The 16840-nt window shown below is 62.4% G+C and carries 14 protein-coding genes; 9 read left to right on the top strand and 5 right to left on the bottom strand.

Annotated elements, in window-relative coordinates:
• The first annotated feature begins 12 nt into the window (after window positions 1-12).
• Both murD and BM338_RS01310 read left to right on the top strand, forming a co-directional pair.
• The gene (murD, locus tag BM338_RS01315; RefSeq protein WP_090448982.1) at window positions 13-1371 is read left to right on the top strand and encodes a UDP-N-acetylmuramoyl-L-alanine--D-glutamate ligase; all 1359 of its coding nucleotides are present in this window, start codon (window positions 13-15) and stop codon (window positions 1369-1371) included.
• Between the two features lie 72 nt (window positions 1372-1443).
• Window positions 1444-1848: an OsmC family protein gene (locus BM338_RS01310; protein WP_090448981.1), complete on the top strand. Its 405-nt coding sequence runs from the start codon at window positions 1444-1446 to the stop codon at window positions 1846-1848.
• 10 nt (window positions 1849-1858) lie between these two features.
• On the opposite strand, the gene BM338_RS01305 is transcribed toward BM338_RS01310, so the two are convergent.
• Window positions 1859-2587: an N-acetylmuramoyl-L-alanine amidase gene (locus tag BM338_RS01305; protein ID WP_255367209.1), complete on the bottom strand. Its 729-nt coding sequence runs from the start codon at window positions 2585-2587 to the stop codon at window positions 1859-1861.
• A 243-nt stretch (window positions 2588-2830) separates the two neighbouring features.
• Here BM338_RS01305 and BM338_RS01300 point away from each other — a divergent pair, with 243 nt between their 5' ends.
• Together BM338_RS01300 and BM338_RS01295 are read left to right on the top strand one after the other, a co-directional pair.
• Window positions 2831-4006: a GGDEF domain-containing protein gene (locus tag BM338_RS01300; protein WP_090448979.1), complete on the top strand. Its 1176-nt coding sequence runs from the start codon at window positions 2831-2833 to the stop codon at window positions 4004-4006.
• A 685-nt stretch (window positions 4007-4691) separates the two neighbouring features.
• On the top strand, window positions 4692-7403 hold the full coding sequence (locus BM338_RS01295; protein WP_255367151.1) for a TonB-dependent receptor: 2712 nt from the start codon (window positions 4692-4694) through the stop codon (window positions 7401-7403).
• 578 nt (window positions 7404-7981) lie between these two features.
• Here BM338_RS01295 and BM338_RS01290 read toward each other — a convergent pair.
• A complete protein-coding gene (locus tag BM338_RS01290; protein ID WP_090448978.1) occupies window positions 7982-8965 on the bottom strand; it encodes an alpha/beta fold hydrolase in 984 nt (327 codons plus the stop codon).
• Window positions 8966-9157: 192 nt separating this feature from the next.
• Here BM338_RS01290 and BM338_RS01285 point away from each other — a divergent pair, with 192 nt between their 5' ends.
• The gene (locus BM338_RS01285) at window positions 9158-9967 is read left to right on the top strand and encodes a helix-turn-helix domain-containing protein (RefSeq protein WP_090448977.1); all 810 of its coding nucleotides are present in this window, start codon (window positions 9158-9160) and stop codon (window positions 9965-9967) included.
• A 28-nt stretch (window positions 9968-9995) separates the two neighbouring features.
• Here BM338_RS01285 and BM338_RS01280 read toward each other — a convergent pair whose 3' ends face one another.
• From BM338_RS01280 to BM338_RS01270, 3 genes are all read right to left on the bottom strand, one after another.
• Window positions 9996-11219, bottom strand: a complete 1224-nt coding sequence (locus BM338_RS01280; RefSeq protein WP_090448976.1) for an SGNH/GDSL hydrolase family protein — start codon at window positions 11217-11219, stop codon at window positions 9996-9998.
• Between the two features lie 648 nt (window positions 11220-11867).
• A complete protein-coding gene (locus BM338_RS01275; RefSeq protein WP_090448975.1) occupies window positions 11868-12299 on the bottom strand; it encodes a universal stress protein in 432 nt (143 codons plus the stop codon).
• A gap of 155 nt (window positions 12300-12454) precedes the next feature.
• Window positions 12455-14551 (bottom strand): M13 family metallopeptidase, encoded by a 2097-nt coding sequence (locus tag BM338_RS01270; protein WP_090448974.1) that lies wholly within the window; start codon window positions 14549-14551, stop codon window positions 12455-12457.
• A gap of 142 nt (window positions 14552-14693) precedes the next feature.
• Here BM338_RS01270 and BM338_RS01265 point away from each other — a divergent pair, with 142 nt between their 5' ends.
• The 4 genes from BM338_RS01265 to BM338_RS01250 all read left to right on the top strand — a co-directional run bounded on the left by BM338_RS01265 (window position 14694) and on the right by BM338_RS01250 (window position 16819).
• On the top strand, window positions 14694-15044 hold the full coding sequence (locus tag BM338_RS01265) for a YfeK family protein (RefSeq protein WP_177229190.1): 351 nt from the start codon (window positions 14694-14696) through the stop codon (window positions 15042-15044).
• Between the two features lie 53 nt (window positions 15045-15097).
• Window positions 15098-15484 carry a DUF1398 domain-containing protein gene (locus BM338_RS01260; RefSeq protein WP_090448973.1) on the top strand — a complete coding sequence of 129 codons (387 nt, stop codon included), beginning with the start codon at window positions 15098-15100 and terminating at the stop codon, window positions 15482-15484.
• A gap of 105 nt (window positions 15485-15589) precedes the next feature.
• A complete protein-coding gene (locus BM338_RS01255; RefSeq protein WP_090448972.1) occupies window positions 15590-15907 on the top strand; it encodes a hypothetical protein in 318 nt (105 codons plus the stop codon).
• 192 nt (window positions 15908-16099) lie between these two features.
• Complete coding sequence (locus tag BM338_RS01250; RefSeq protein ID WP_090448971.1) at window positions 16100-16819, top strand: hypothetical protein; 720 nt, start codon at window positions 16100-16102, stop codon at window positions 16817-16819.
• Window positions 16820-16840 lie beyond the last annotated feature (21 nt).

The raw sequence follows: 16840 nt of genomic DNA, 5'->3' as shown, positions 1-16840 counted from the left end.
ACAAGGACCGACATGCGCATCGCTGATTTGGCCGGCAAGCGCGTTGCGGTCTGGGGTTTCGGCCGGGAAGGTCGCGTGGCGATCACCGCGTTGCGCAAGCGTTTTCCCGAGCTTCCGCTCACGCTGTTCTGCAGTGAAGCGGAAGTCGAAGCCGCGCGGGCTTTCGACGGTACGCTGAGCGTGCACGGCCATGAGCCGGATGCCATCGCGCTGGCGCCGTTCGACGTGGTGGTGAAGTCGCCCGGCGTCTCCGCGTATAAGCCGGCGCTGCTGGCGGCGAAGGAAGCGGGCATTCGTATCACCTCGGGTACTGCGCTGTGGTTCGGCGAAAACCCCGAAGCCAAAGTAATCGCCGTCACCGGCACCAAGGGCAAGAGCACCACTACCGCGCTGATCGCCCATCTCGCGCGTGCCATCAATGTGCGCACTGCGCTGGCCGGCAATATCGGCATGCCGTTGCTTGAGCTGCTGGACCAGTCCGCTGATTTGTGGGCGATTGAGCTATCCAGCTTTCAGACGGGCGAGGCGAGGCCGCTCTCGCTCGGCGTCATCACCAGTCTGTACGAAGAACATCTCGACTGGCACGGCTCGCGCGAGCGCTACGTAGCCGACAAACTCAAGCTGGCGGATGTCTCGCACAAGCTGCTGGTGAACGCCCTGCAGCCGGCTTTGCTGGATAAGACATCCGGTCATCCGGACCGTCTGCTATTCGGCGTGGCTGATGGCTGGCATGTGGCGGACGGTTTTATTCGCCGTGGTGCGCTACCCATACTCGAGGTGGAGAAGCTATCCGTTCCCGGCCAGCACAACGCACTCAATGCCTGCGCCGCGCTCGCCGCGCTGGAGGCGATGGGACACGACGCCATCGCCGCTGCGCCCGCGCTGGCCAACTTCCGCCCGCTGCCGCATCGCCTGCAACCGCTGGGTGAGCGCGACGGTTGGTACTGGATCAACGACTCCATCAGCACCACGCCGCAGGCGACGCTCGCCGCGCTGGAAAGTCTGCGTGGCCGCGCCGTAACCGTGTTGGCCGGCGGCCATGATCGCGGTCTCGACTGGTCGGAGTTCGTTGCCGTCGCCGCCGTGCAGCCGCCGCACGCCATCGTGTGCAGCGGCGCCAACGGTCCGCGCATCGCTGCCGCTTTGCGTGAAGCCAGGGTGCCGACCCGGATCGTCGAAGCAACCGGACTGGACGCCGCGGTCACCGCCGCGTGCGAGCTGACGCCACACGGCGGCTGCATCCTGCTTTCTCCCGGCGCGCCCAGCTTCGACCAGTTCCACGACTACGCCGAGCGCGGCCGTCACTTTGCCGATCTGGCGGGCTTCGACGGGCGCGAGATCACGGGGATCGAGGGGTTGGGGATCGGTTGAACACTTTCGGGTAAGACGATCACCACCGGGTTTGTATAGGATCGCGGTGATTGCAGCCTGGAGCTAACCGTCATGCCACGCCTTTCCTCCGCCAACATCGTATCCACCGACGCCGACTATCTGCACCACATCCGCGCCGGCCACTTCTCGCTGGATACGGACGAGCCGAAAGTGTTGGGCGGGCAGGGTGCGGGGCCGGCGCCGTTCGATCTCTATATCGCTTCGCTCGCTGCCTGCACCGCGATCACCCTGCGCATGTATGCGCAGCGCAAGGGCTGGAATCTTGGCGAGTTCCGCGCGGAGCTGAATCTGACGCGCGACGACGACGGCAAGATCCATATCCATCGCGTGCTGCATTCGGATCAGCCGTTGAGCGACGAGCAGTGGCAGCGGCTGCTGGAGATCGTTGCAAATACGCCGGTGACCAAGGCGATGCGCGAAGGCGCCGAGATCACCAGCGCGCGCGGAGAAAGCTGAGCTTCCGTATTTAAGGCGCCTGCGTGGCGCCTAGCTGCTTGGCCAGCGCGTACAGCACGCGCATGTCGTCGGCATCGAGCGCATCGCCATCCATGCCGCGGAAGTGGTGATGGAACGAGCGCACCGTCGCCTTGCGGTCGTCGAGCGGGTAGCCCACCAGCCCGAGCGCCATCCACGGATCGAAGCCCAGCGGCGGATCGACCAGCGGACCTTGCGGCCACAGTCCGTAGCCCGCGTCGGCAAGGCGCTTCCACGGGAACAGCGGGCCGGGATCGTCCTTGCGGCCGGGCGCGAGGTCTTCGTGGCCGATGATCTGCGTGCGCGGAATGCGCAGCCGCGTAGTGAGGTCGCCGAGCAGGCGCAATAGGCTGTCGATCTGCGCGGCGGCGAAGGGTGCGTCGCCGTGGTTGTCGAGTTCGATGCCGATCGAGGCGGAGTTGACGTCGGTGATGGTGCCCCAGTGTCCCGGCCCGGCGTGCCAGGCGCGCTGTTCGTCGGCCACCAGTTGATAGATGCCGCCGTCTTCGCCGATCAGATAGTGCGCGCTGACCGGGCCGCCGCTGTTGGCGGTGCGCAGGGTTTCCAGGCTCTGCTTCACCGAACGCTGGTTGGTGAAGTGCAGCACGATCAACACCGGCCGGCGGATGTCGTGATTGGGTGATTCGACCCAATGCGCCATCGGATTGCGTGTGGGCACTGGGGCGCAGGCAGCCAGCCAGACGAGCGGCCATAGCAGCAAGAGGTGGCGGGCAGCGCGGAGCTGGCGCCAGTATCCGGGCGCGGAGAGTGGCAAGGCGATCCCTGATGGCGAACGGAGCAGGGCTGAACCTGCCGCATCGTCGAGGGCGGCGTCAAGGCGAGTGGCGCGGCCGGCTGCGACGTCACTGGTTCTGAAAGCCATTTCAGTCAACTGCTGGCCGGCCGATAGTCAATAATGGCGACATCCTCACCGGGGGTACCCAAGCGGTACGCAGGGGTAGCAATGCATCTCGACCTATTCACGCTCGGCATCATGGGGCTCGCTGTCGGCGCCACCATCTCGCTGAGCTTCACCCTGCTCGGCATGGTCCTGCGCGGTATGCCAGCCTTGCCCATCTGGGCGGCGGGTTTCTGGGTATTGACCGCGGCGGCCCTGGCGCAGGGGCTGGATGAGAAGCAGAGTCTGCTATCAGCCGTCGTCGGCAGCGGGCTGATTGCGCTGTCGAATGCGCTGATGCTGATGGGTATCGCGGTGCATGTGCGCTACCCGCTGCGCTGGCGCTGGCCAATGTTGCTGGTGGCCGTATTCCTGGTGATACAGCTGGTGTTTGTGCTGGAGCCACCCGCGCAACTGTTCGAGGCGCTGGTATTCGGCGCCAAGAGTGTGGTGTGGGATGTATGGATGATCTGGGTGCTGTTGCGGCGTTCGCCTCGAGATCTGCGCAACACCTGTGCCTTCACCGCCACCATCTTTTGCGCCGACATGGCGTTCTACTTTTTGCGCTCGGCGGTGATGCTGGCGCCGGGCACGGAGTCGCAGGTGTTGCTGGCGACTCAGTTGGTCTCGGCCAATTATCTGTTCGGCATTGTCTGCACTTTCCTGTTGAGCACCGGGTTCACCCTGATGCTGGCGCAGCGGCTGACGCTGGACCTGCGCAGCATGGCCCGCACAGACGGCATGACCGGGCTGCCCAACCGTAGGGCGGTGATCGACGAAGGGCGCCGTGCCGTGGATGCCTGTCGTGTGCGTGGCGAGACATCCTCGGTGCTGCTGCTCGACCTGGATGGCTTCAAAGTCATCAACGATAGCTGGGGACACGCGGCGGGCGACGAGGTGCTGCAGCACTTCGTGCGCCTGATGCGCGGCATCCATCTGCCCGACGGTGCGTTACTGGCGCGCTATGGCGGCGAGGAATTCCTGGTGGTGTTGCCCGCAATCGATGCGGCGCAGGCCATCGTGGTGGCGGAGGATATGCGCGCTTGCGTCGCCGCCACGCCAGCGCAGTTCGGCACGCATAGCATTCCGGTCACCACCAGCGTGGGCGTGGCAGGGGCAGCGGGGCTGGAGTTCGACGCGCTGGTGAGCGCGGCGGATGCGGCGCTGTACCGCGCCAAGAAGTTGGGACGAAACCGGGTGGAGTGGGTAGGGAGCCGCGACGAGGTGGTGAGCTTCGCCTGAGAGTCTGTTCAAGATTTTCGCGCCGGGAGGCGCTGAGGGTTGTTCTTTGTGTTTGCGACAATTGTTGAGTTGTCTCGACCTGGCCGCTTATGCAGCGAGGCGGAATGCCCGCTGCATAAGCGGCCAGGTCGAAACACCCCTACCGAATGAGCGTGAACCAAGGACTCCCGCTCCCAGTCGCCCTCTGCGAGCTGGAGCATTCCGTTTTTTCGCAGTAGCCATTGCGGTTTTTTGCGCCAGAAAAAATTGTGCACAAATAAGCATTGAATTCATAGATAAACTCACAATGCCCGTGTGATAGGAAAGATTCCTGTTGCAGCGCTACTTGTCTCGATCTAAACAAGTATGAAATATGAATTCGCCAGTAAACATTCGTGACGGAATGACTTGCTGGTGATGACAGGGGAGGGGCCAGCTCTCCCTTTGTGACAGGCGCCAACCCATTCGGACACCGCGTTTGCCCTGCTACCAGGGCGGGGTGCCGGTATTTGCGCCCATCCGCTGGACCTATGCGCGGACATTCCGTCCGCCGAACCCGTAACCCAGGAGGCATCACGCCGCTAGCGCGCAGTCACCGAACAAATCACTCGAAATATGGATCGATCCAAACGCTCGGTCGCCGGCCGCTCAGGCGAAGTCCACACACGCCACGACTGTCCGTCCTTTAGCTCATGAGGGTGGGTTAATGAATCACTGTTTAGCCAAGATCATCAGACTGACGCTTGCCACCTCCATGGTGGCCTTCACCGGCGGCGTACTCGCACAGCAGGCCGCGGGTTCGGTTTCGGATAGTCAGGGCGGCGCCTCCGGCGACGCGAAAGACACAACGGGCAAGTCGCGCAAGGCCGCCGACAACAAGAGCGCCAGCACGCTGGCGACTGTCACCGTGTCGGGCTATCGCGCCAGCCTGGACAAGGCGATCGACATCAAGCGCAACGCCAATGCCGTGGTCGATGCGATCAGCGCCGAGGACATCGGCAAATTCCCGGATACCAATGCCGCCGAATCGTTAGCGCATTTGCCGGGCATCACGGTGGACCGCCAGTTCGGCGAGGGTGAGAAGGTCAGCATCAACGGCACCGATCCGGCATTGAACCGCGCGCTGCTCAACGGGCAGACCATCGCTTCCGGCGACTGGGGCGGCAACCCCACCGACACCAGCGGCCGCACCTTCAACTACACCTTGCTGTCGCCCGAGGTCATCGGTGCGATGGAAGTCTATAAATCGCCCGAGGCGCGCATCGACGAAGGCAGCATCGGCGGCACCGTGATCATCCACACGCGCAAGCCGCTCGACTTGCCGGCCAACACGCTGCGCGGCTCGCTTGGCTACAACTACAACGACCGCTCCAAAGACGGCAATCCGCGCGGCTCGGTGTTGTGGAGCTGGAAGAACAAGGATGGGGATTTCGGTTTCCTCACCTCGATCACGCACGACAAGGCCGACCTGTCGCGCGCCGGCATCGAGTTCTTCGGCTATACCACCGGCGCGGGTATTCCGAGTACGGCCAGCGTGAGTGGCAGCGGCAATGTCGCTACCGACAAGGTGCCGGTGGGCATCAACAGCGCGTATTTCCAGCAGACCCGCGAGCGCAACGGCATCCAATCGGCGCTGCAGTGGCGGCCGGACGACAAGAACGAATTCAACCTCACCGGCCTGTACATCAAGGGCAAGTACAACAACTACAGCGAATCGCGCTATGTCTGTCCGGGCTGCGGCGACCTGGGTAAGATCACTAGTCTTACGCAGAACAACGGCTACATCACCCAGGGCACGGTTTCATCGGCGACCGGCCAGCCTTATGCCGAGCTTGATGCCAACTATCGCAAGTCGACCGTCACCACCAAGAGCATCAACCTGCGCCACGACTACAACGGCGACAAGTGGGTGCTGACCAGCCAGGTCGGTTACACCAGCGCCACCGGCGGCAAGGACCCCGAGTACCTGATGAAGTACCTGCTGCAGTCGGGCGGTTATGACTTCAGTTATGACGGCAGGAACACCGCCGTCAATTATCAGAACGGCAGCGCCGGCAACTGGGGCCTGGCTGCCTCGCCTGCCGGCTCCGCACCGGGCGCGAGCATCGACGGCAAATACCAGGCTGGCGGCATCTACTACTCAGTGACCAAGGATCGCGAGAAGTACGCGCAGTTCGACGCCAGTCGCGACCTGGATTGGGGGCCGATCAATCAGGTGCAGATGGGTGTGAAGTACATCAATCACGACAACGGCCAGAACTCGCGCGGCAACCGCATCAACACCACCGATGCGATCAGCCTCAGCCAGTTCAATCCCGGCGGCACGCCCAGCGGTCTCTTCGACGGCTTGAACGCGAGCGGCGATCTCACCAACTGGCCGACCGCCAATCTCGGTTCAGTCCAGGGCTATCTGAAATCGCAGCCCCAGGGGCCGTACAACATCGATTACCCGAGCACTTTCGGCGTCAAGGAAATCACCAAGGACCTCTACGCGCAGTTCAACTTCGAATCGAACGGCCTGCGCGGCAACTTCGGTGTGCGCTATGTCGACACCATGGACAAGTCGCGCTACTACCAGAGCAATGACGGTAGCCCGTACCAACTGGTCGAAGGCAAGACGCACTATTACAAGCCGCTACCCAGCTTCAACATCGCCTACGACGTCGACGAGTCCAAAGTGCTGCGCTTCGGTGTGTCGAAGGTGATCGCGCGGCCGCGCTACGCCGACCTCGCAGGCTCGGTATCGCTCAGCGGCACTGGCGGCAACTTCACCGGCAGCGCTGGCAACCCCAACCTCAAGCCTTACCAGTCGACCAACTTCGACCTGGCCGGCGAATGGTATTTCGCACCATCCAGTCTGCTGTCGACCGAAGTGTTCTATCGAAAGATCGGCACCTACATCGTCAACACCACCACCGATCGCGTGATGCTCGACACCACCACCGGGCAGACCAACACCTACAGCATCACCTCGCCGGTGAACGCCAGCAATGCGAAGGTGCGTGGCATCTCGCTGATGTACCAGCAGGACTTGGGCTACGGCTTCGGTGTGCAGACCAACTACACCTACAGCCATGCCAGCACCAGTCCGGGGCTGAACATGCCGTTCCTGTCCAAGAACACGTTCAACCTGATTCCGTATTTCGAGAAAGGGCCGTGGCTGTTCCGCGTCAACTACAGCTGGCGCACGCCGTACTTCACCCAAGTCGGGCGGCTCAACTCCGACGTGTTCTCCGACCAGTACAAACAGCTCGACGTCACCGCCAGCTATCAGGTCAACGACTGGATGGGCCTGACCTTCAGCGCCACCAACCTGCTCGACTCCACGTACTACTGGTACAACCAGGTGAAGTACGCACCCATCGGTATGTACAAGAACGGCCGCACTTACGCGGTAGGGGTGAACTTCAAACTCTGACCGGCGCGCAACCCTGGGGTACACCGCCGCCGCTACCCCTCGCGGCGGCATTGAAGGAGCTTGCCGACCACACCTGGCCAGCCCCTCCCTGCCGGCAGGTAAGGCAGCTCCGCCGACGGCAAGAAACAGACCAGGCTGTTTCTTGCCGTCATCTTTTGTGGGTGTGCGTTCTTTGCCTGGCGATCAACGCCTGCGACGTGAAAGCCTTCCTACGGCAACGAAGCAAAGATAGATCGAACCGACGGCCAGTCCACGCCACGGACCGGCAGCGGCGCTGTCTTGTCCGACATCGTGTCGAACCATGGTGGATGCTTGTCCACTCATCGGGTTGCTAGCCGGTGACGGTTGGTTCAAGTGGACCAAGGCGACATCGAACAACATCGCCGCCACGATCAGTCCAGTCCAGCACAACGCGCGATGGAGATGCCTGATCGTCGAGAGAGATGGAGATTTCATGGCGCCATGGTTGCGCGGACGGGCGTAAAGAAGCGATGCCGCTCGTGGTGTTCCGCTGTATAGATCGCATAAAGAAATGGGCGGCCATCAGCGGCCGCCCACGTGGATCTATATCGTGGCGTTCAACCCACACCCCACAGCCGCTTCGCTTCCTCCGCGATCACATCCGGAAACTCTTCCGGGAAGAAAAGCTTCGCGCCTTCGATACGACGCACGCCGCGCGAACCGGGAAGGATTTTGTCGAGGTAGTCTGGATCGGCGGCGGCGAAGATGGTGTCGCCGGTGCCCCAGATGATGCGGGTGGGAATGGTGCTCTTTTTAAGCAGCGGTTCGACGCCGGCCAGCGGGTTGGGCGTAAGGCCGAGGGCGTAGGCATCGCAGAGCGCCTTGCGTTCGGGCGTGGCGACCAGCGGGCCGAGGTACATGTCGAACGTGTCGTCCGCCATCCGCTCGGGATAGGTGAACGTCGCACCGCCCAGGCCTTTGGGCGAGCGGGCGAAGGTCTTGTCGGTCGCCGAGGGCACCAGCCATTCGTCGGCAAAGCGGCCGCGGCGCGCTGCCTCGAGCACGGGCAGTACCGCAGGTGGCGGGCTGTCCGGCTCCACATCGCAGTTGGTGAGCAGCACGGTGCGCACGCGTGCTGGATGGCGTGTCATGAAGAGCTGCGCAACGGCGCCACCGCTGTCACTGGCAACCAGATCCACGCTATCGATGCCCAGTTGATCGAGCAGCGTGGACAGCATGTCCACCTGGTCGGCCGGCGTTACGCTTTGGCCTGGAGCGGGGCGCGTGAAGCCCAGGCCAAGCGAATCCGGCGCCACGCAACGGCGGTAGGGCGAGAGCCGGTCCAGCGCGCCGCGCCACTGATAGCTGTTGAGCGGGAAGCCGTGCAGGAACAGTGCGGCCTGGCCGCTGCCGCGCTCTACGTAGGCGATCTCACCGAAGCGCGTGCTGGCGAAGCGGCGAGCTGCATTGAACGTGGCCACGTCGGTGGGGCGGGTTGCGGCGCCGGCCGTCAGCTGGCGCGCGGCGCGGGGAGCGCAGCCGGCGAGCACACCGGCGGCCAGGGTACCGGCGGCGATGCCAAGGAACTGTCTGCGTTGCATGGTATGTCCTTGTTGGCGGGGTAATGAGTGGGGATGAGCGCGAGGGAGCGGGGCCGATCATTCGCGCCCGAGGGCATGGCCGCAATGACGTCCCAGGTCATGACGGCTTGATCTCACAGGTCATGGTTTTTCGACAGCGGCCCGCCGTATGCTCTCGCCGTGAACCGCGCCCACGCTCCCGTATCGAATGCCATGGCCTCCGCTTCTGCGCTCGGCGCGCTGCTGCGCGAATGGCGCGCATCGCGACGCCTGAGCCAGTTGGACCTGGCATTGGAAGCCGGCGTCTCGGCCCGCCATCTGAGTTGCGTCGAAACCGGCAAGTCCCAGCCCAGTCGCGACATGCTGGCCCGGCTGGCTGACGCCCTGGGCATGCCGTTGCGCGAACGCAATGCACTGCTGGTGGCCGCCGGCTTCGCGCCAAAATACCCGGAGACCGCGCTGGCTACGCCGGAGCTGGAGCAGATGCGCCGCGCCATCGAATTCATCCTGGCGCAGCAGGAGCCGTATCCCGCCTTTCTGCTTAACCGCCACTGGGATGTGCTGATGGCGAACCAGGCGGCGGCGCGCATCGGCGATTTTGTTATGCGCGGCAAGCCGAGTGCGCACCAGAACATGTTGCGGCAGATTTTCGATCCGGATGATTTTCGTCAGGCCGTGGCCAACTGGGAAGAAGTGGCCGGCAGCCTGATCCACCATCTGCACAACGAAGTCGCCGCGTTGCCGTCAGATACGAAGGCGCGCGAGCTGCTCGAAGAAATACTCGCCTATCCCGGTGTGCCGGAGCGCTGGCGCATGCGCGACCTCGGCACGGCGCCGTCGCCTTTGTTGACCACGGTGCTACGCCGTGACGACAAGGTGCTGCAGTTCTTCTCCACCATCACCACCTTCGGCACGCCGCGCGATGTGACGCTCGACGAATTGCACGTGGAGTGCTGCTTCCCGGTGGACGAGGCGACGGCGGCGCTATGTCGTGAACTCGCGCGGGCCGAAGCGGCGGCCTGATCCGCCGCGATGTCGGCGATCTGGTGGCTTACGGGCTGCCCGCAAAAAAACTCAGGTCGATTGCATTGGCCATGGCCTGAAAGCCCGCGCCGCTCGGGTGCAGATGATCTCCACTGTCGTAGGCAGGCAGCATGCGTTCCGGACGCGCGGGATCGCGGACCGCCTTGTCAAAATCGACCACGCCGTCGAACGCGCCCGACTCGCGGATCCATTTGTTCACTGCCTGGCGCTTCGCTTCGTTGGCGCTGGAGTGATAGGGCCAGCCCGCGCCGTGAAAAGGTGTCAGCGTAGCGCCGTAGATCTTGAGGCCCTTAGCGTGTGCACGGACGATCAGCGCTTTCATGCCATCGATAATCTGCTCCGCGCTGACCCGATCCTTGTCCGCGGCATAAGGGCCCGAGCCGCCGATATCGTTGATGCCTTCCAGCAATACGATCCAGTGTGCGCCGGCCTTGTCCAGCGCATCGCGGTCGAAGCGAGCCTGCGCGCTCGGTCCGAAGTTGTCGTTCACGACGCGGTTGCCGCCGATGCCGGAATTGACCACCGCGATGGAGGCCAGCTTGGGATCAGCCTGCAAGCGCGCGGCAAGATAGTCCGGCCAGCGTTGATAGGTATCCTGCGTGGAACCTACACCGTCAGTGATGGAATCGCCGAAGGCCACGATGGCGCGGCGCGGGGCAGGGCCGGCGACTTCGACGTCGCTCAGGAAAAAACGGTTGCCGCTGACTTCGTCGCCGGGGAAGCGCGTGGCCGAAGTCGCGTCGCCGCTTTCGGTGAGGTAAGCGGTGGCGAGGCCGGCATTGTGGATCGTCGAAGGCACCGCGGCGCCGGCTGGCACGTAGAGGCTCACGGCCAGTTCCTGCAACGGCTTCACGTCCAGCGCCACCGCATCGCTCAGCACGGTGTCGCCCTTGGCGATGGTCACGGTGGGCTTGCCATGGAACCGCAGTGGGCGATCGCTGCCGGGCGCGATGGACGAGCCTTCCGTGCGCAGCGCCGCATGTACGGGACCGATGGTGATTGGCCCCGTGCCGAACAGGTTGGAGAGCCGCACGCGCACCTGCGAGCCACCTGCGCTGGTGCGCACTACTTGTCTAACCGTCTGCGCCGATAGCACCGGACCGGGCGAATCGGATGCGGCCGCCCAGGCACCGACCCAATGGGCGTCTGTTTTGGTCGAGGCGGCGAATGCCGGGCCGAGCAGGCCGCAGAGGGAGACAGCCAGGGCGAGCTTCAGTATCTGATGACGCATGCCGGGTCCTTTGTCTGGTTCGTTGAATCAACGTAGCGCGGACGTATAGCAGCTAGGCCATTCATTTATGGCTGGGGTGTTTTTACGATATTTATCGCTGCTGTGCAGCGGTAGTGGTTGCGGGGAGGTGCCATTGGCGTCGAATCCCATCTGCGCCAGCTCTTGACTCCCTCCTCTGGTCACAGGGGGGCAGCTGTGTTGAAGGGTTCGAGTCTTGAGCCATTCCCTCCTACTTCGTCATTCCGGCGTAGGCCGGAATCCAGAGTGGTGCGCTTCGATTGCCGTGTTGTCGCGACCGGGCTCGCCTGCCGCGGGCTTTCGAACCGCTGCCGCGGTCCGAGTCACTTTCTCTTTGCTGGCCCAAAGAGAAAGTAACCAAAGAGAAATGGCCTGAGAGCAGGCGGTGTGCTCCGTAGCTACACACTTTTCCAGTGTCAGGCGTCGGGACGGTTTTCTTTTGGGCGTGATCGTCCGACCCTCACCATGCCGCGCTTTTGCTCCCTCCCCTGCTTGCGACGCGAAGCTAGTCCCGCGGGACAGGGGAGGGTTGGGGAGGGGTGAGTACTTGAGGAAGCGCTGCAGGAGATGTTGTCGCAAGGGCCTACCCCCTCCCAGCCTCCCCCTGTGAACAGGGGGAGGAGTGAAGCATCAATGACAAATCAGCACCGGCACATCGCAACTCAAAATCACCTTATGCGTCGTATTGCTGAGCAACAGACGCTCAAGGTTGTTGTGCTCGTGCGCGTCCATCACGATCAGGTCGCAACCGTACTTGGTTGCCACGCCGGCAATCACGGCGTAGGGGCGGTTGTCGAACAGATATTCCACCTCGCAAGGCACGTTCGCTGCCTGCGCCATTTCGCTTACTTTGGCGAGGCTTGCTTCGGCGCGTTCGCGCGCATGCTTGCGATAGACATCGCCCTGCAGCACGTCGGCAAAAAAACTTACCGCCGGCAGTGGCGTGAGTACGTGGAGTGCGCGTATACGGGCGCCGAGTTGGGCGGCCAGCTGGATTCCGGTGGTGGCGGCGCGCATGGCGGGATCGGAGCCGTCCGTGGGAATGAGAATGTGCTTGAACATGATGGGCTCCTTGCAGCGCAAGGTTGCACGGCTTCCGTCTCCGCGCTGCGCGATCAGTGTCGCGCGGCTTGCGTGAAGAGTTTGCGTGTCTCTGGCGGACATAAAAAAAGGCCGCACTCCGGAGAGTGCGGCCCGGTTGAACCAGAGACGTCGCCTTACCAGATCTTCACGCGATCCTTCGGGTCCAGATAGAGCTTCTCGCCGGCCACCGGCTTGAACGCTCCGTACCAGGCGTCGATGTTGCGCACGGTCTGTGCGCGGAAGGTGCCTGGCGAGTGGCCGTCGGTCACGACCTGTTGCCGTAGCGCCTTCTCGCGGGTCTTTTCGCGCCACGATTGCGCAAAAGCGAGGAAGAAACGCTGGTCGCCGGTCAGGCCGTCAATGACCGGCGCCGGCTTGCCACCGAGCGACTTCTGGTACGCCGCATAGGCAATCGCCAGGCCGGAGACATCGGCGATGTTTTCACCCAGGGTCTGCTGGCCGTTGATGTGCAGTCCAGGCAGTACCTCATAAGCGTTGTACTGTTCGACCAGTCGTTGGCCCGCGGCCTTGAAATGCGCCTGGTCCTCCGGCGTCCACCAGTTGGCGAGGCGGCCCTGTGCGTCGAATTCGGCGCCGGTGTTGTCGAAACTGTGGCTGATTTCGTGACCGATCACCGAGCCGATCGAACCGTAGTTGGCGGCGGCATCGGCCTTGGGATCGAAGAAGGGCGCTTCCAGGATCGCTGCCGGGAAATTAAGGGCGTTCTGCAAGGGCAGGTTGACCGCGTTGACCGTTTGCGGGGTCATCCACCATTCGCCCCGGTCCACCGGCTGATCGAGTTTGGCTAGTTGGTGCTGGTACTCAAAGGCATCGGCACGCAGGCGGTTACCCAGCGCATCGTCCGGTCGGATGTCCAGCGAGGCGTAGTTGCGCCAGGTCTCCGGATAGCCCACGCCGACTTTCAATGTGGCGATCTTGGCTTTGGCCTTCTGCCGGGTGGCCGGTGTCATCCAGTCAATGGTGTCCACATGGTCGTTGAAGGCGGCCATGATGTTGCTGACCATCTGCTGCACTTGCTGCTTGGACGACGCCGGGAAATAGCGCGTCACGTAGATCTGGCCCACCGCATCGCCGAGGGCACCGTTGGTGGCGCCGATCGCGCGCTTCCAGCGGTCGCGCTGCTTGGGCGTGCCGTTGAGCGTGCGGCCGTAGAAGTCGAACGCCATTTCGGCGTAGGCCTTGGGCAGCAGGTTGGCGCTGCGGTTGAGTTCATGGAAGCGCAGATAATCCTGCCATGCCGGCAATGGCTCGCTGGCTACCAGGGCGGATAGCTGGCGGATGGCGTCCGGCTGCCACACGATGACCCGCTTCTGCTTGGCCAATCCGGCGGCGCCGAAGTAGGCGTTCCAGTCGATACCTGGCGCCTTCTTGCTGAAATCGCCAAGGTTCCAGGGGTTGTTTGCCTTATGAACGTCTTCGCTGTCGACAATGCTCGACTGTGCCTTAGCGATCTTGGTTTCCAGCGCAAAGATGGCCTTGGCCTTGTTCTCCGCGTCCGGTGTGCCGGCCTGCTTGAGCAGCGTCGCAATGTAGGTCTGATATTTGTCGCGGACGGCAGCCATGCTCTTGTCGTCCGACAGGTAATAGTCGCGGTTGGGCAGGCCCAGGCCGCCCTGTAACAGGTACGGCATGTTGTGGGATGGATCTTCGAGGCCCTGCGCAACGAACAACCCGAACAGGTTCTGGGTCCACCAGTTGGTGGCGTTGACCGGATCCACGTCGGCGCGCAGGCCATTGCCCAGCACAGTGGACAGGTCGCCCGTGGTCTTGATGGCATCGATTTTCGCCAGGGCGGACTTGAGCGGGTTCAAGCCTTGTTTCTCGATGGCGGCTTCATCCATGAAAGCGGCGTAGTAGTCGGCAATCTTCCGCGCGTCGGTGCCGGCGGCCGGATGGCTCTTGCCTGCATCGCGGATCAGCTCGGCGTTGCGCTTCTCGGCGAGCTCGAACACCTTCAGGAAGATGCCGGTGCTGGAACGGTCGGCTGGAATTTCGGCGGTCTTGGCCCAGGCGCCGTTGGCATAACCGTTGAAATCATCGCCTGGCTTGACCGCGTGATCGACGCCGGCCAGATCAATGCCCGAGGCACTACGGGCTTCCGGCCCGGCATGGGCTGCGGCCGGCTTTTGTTGCGGTGCGACGGGCGCTGCGGCCAGGGTCGAGGCGCCGCCGAGAACGGCGGCGGTGAAGATCCATCGGATGTGCTGCATGGCGACGTTCCCAGTCATGAAAGGGGACGCCAACGATAGCCCCGGCCCTTGAGGTTTGGGGGTATGACCAATGGGCTAGCATGCGTCTTCGTGAATTCATGCGACGCGGCAGGTGAATCCAATGGACTTGAGTCGATACGTCATGCTTGCGCTGCTAACGGCCGTGCCGGTATCAGCCGCACACGCGGCGCTCGATGCAAAAGGGCAGCAAGAAGTGAAGGCCTTGCTCGCCTTCGTAGGCAACAGCCACTGCACCTTCATCCGCAACGGCAGCGATTACAGCGCGACCGACGCACAAGCGCACCTGCAGAAGAAGTTCGACTACCTGGCGCGCAAGGATCAGGTGAATTCCGCCGAGGAATTCATCGAGCGCGCGGGCAGCGAGAGCAGCTTGAGCGGGACGCCGTACAAGGTCAGCTGCGATGGGAGGGAGCAGCTGACGGGGGATTGGTTGAGGGAGGAGTTGGAGCGGTTGCGAGGAGCTGGAGGGTGAGGTTGGTGAATTTGTTTCGTGGGCGAACCTTTGTGTGAAAGGGAAACGCGATCATGTTTACGATCGGGCAAATCGACGAACTCCACGCTCGGCTTGGTAGCGCGAAGACACTCCCGGAGTATGTGCGGGCGCTCAAGGCGCTCGGCGTCGAACGGTACGACTCCTACCTGACGGACGGCCATTCGGAATACTTCGGGCAAGGTGGCCACAGGGTCGTCTCCCCAGCGGCACACGAGGTGCTTTCTATCGCTGAAGTCAGTCAGCGCGAGGCGTTTCTTCAACACCTGCGCCGGCACGAGTTGCGCGAGACGACTTACTTGGAGATGTCCAGGGGCCTGGCGCAAAGTGGGATAGAGAAGTGGGCCGTCGACACCGGCAGGATGACTATGACGTTTTTCGATAAGGCCGGTGAAGAGATGCTGGTCGAGCAGATTATTTGATTGAGCGTTCCATCATTGGCTGCTTCGCTGATCGCTTCAAGTCTATAAAGCGGGTCCGTGCGTTTCGAATTAGTCTCCTACCAACCTATTGAAAGGAAGCTTTCTATGCACGATGAATCGAGATCGATGGTTGTGGGGAAGGCGTCTCTTTCCAGATCGGAGCGAGTCGTCGCGGCCGTCATTGCTTTGGTGAGCGGTCAGGCGCTTGCGGCGCTGTGGGCGATGCCGGGCTACGGAAAATATGCAGCTGCGGCAATCATATTCTTCGGCCTCATCGGCCTCGACTATGCCCTTGTCGCTTGGTATCGAAGAGAGGGCTGTGACATCGAGCTCGCCAGGTTGCTCTCGAGTTCGTATCTCCTGTTCATCGTGATGGTGGCGGGTGCCTGGAATCTTGTTCATGCGCTGTGGCCAACTCCATAACGCAATGGTTGGCCCTTCAGTGCGGTCTCTCTTGACTGTTGCACTGCCAAGCACAGCTCGCCAAGCGAGCTTGCAGCGCTTGCTTTCTATCTGGGCGGATATTCCTCATAGCGCCAATTGAACGCCCATTCTTTCAGTCAATGTCATTGCCACATGTCTTCACCCACGACCAATAGTTCCAGAGGGATGCCGATGAAACCTGTAGGCCAGCGTTTCTTGATGATTTATGCGGGCGTGTTGACCGCGGTCTTTGCGGTGACGGTGCTGAGCGGTTTCGTGCAGGCGCCACGGGCGATGACGCTGGAGCAGCTGGACGTGCAGCGCATCAATGTGCGTGAGCCGGATGGCACGTTGCGGCTGGTGATTTCCAACTCCGACAAGACGGCGGGGATCATCATCAAGGGCAAGGAGTATCCGCATCCCGATCGAAAAGCCGCCGGCATGATTTTCTACAACGACGAGGGCACTGAGAACGGTGGCCTGATCTTTGGTGGCGAGAAAAATAAAGATGGCACGAAGGAGTCTCACGGTCATCTTTCCTTCGATGCGTACGAGCAGGACCAGACGATGGCGCTGGACTCGCACCAGGAAGGCGGTACTCGTTACACCAAGCTGCAGTTCAACGACTATCCGGACTACTCGATTCTTGAAGAAATCCAGTTGATGGCGGCGATCAAGGATCTTCCTAAAGATCAGCAGCGGGTCAGGCTGAAGGCTTTCTTCGATCAGCATGGCGGTCCTACCCCGCGCATGGTGCTCGGGCGCGGTTCCGATAATGGCGTGCTGCTAGCGCTCAACGACACGCAGGGCCATCAGCGCATCGTGATGAAAGTCGCTCCGGACGGTACGCCTTCGCTGCAGATGCTCGATAGCGCCGGCAAGGTGACGGGCGAGCTGGTGCCCAGGCGTTGATCTTTGTGGGAGCCTCGAATA

The organism is Dyella sp. OK004 (assembly GCF_900114495.1).
Lineage (GTDB): Bacteria > Pseudomonadota > Gammaproteobacteria > Xanthomonadales > Rhodanobacteraceae > Dyella_D.
This window is presented reverse-complemented; position numbering and strand designations above follow the sequence as displayed.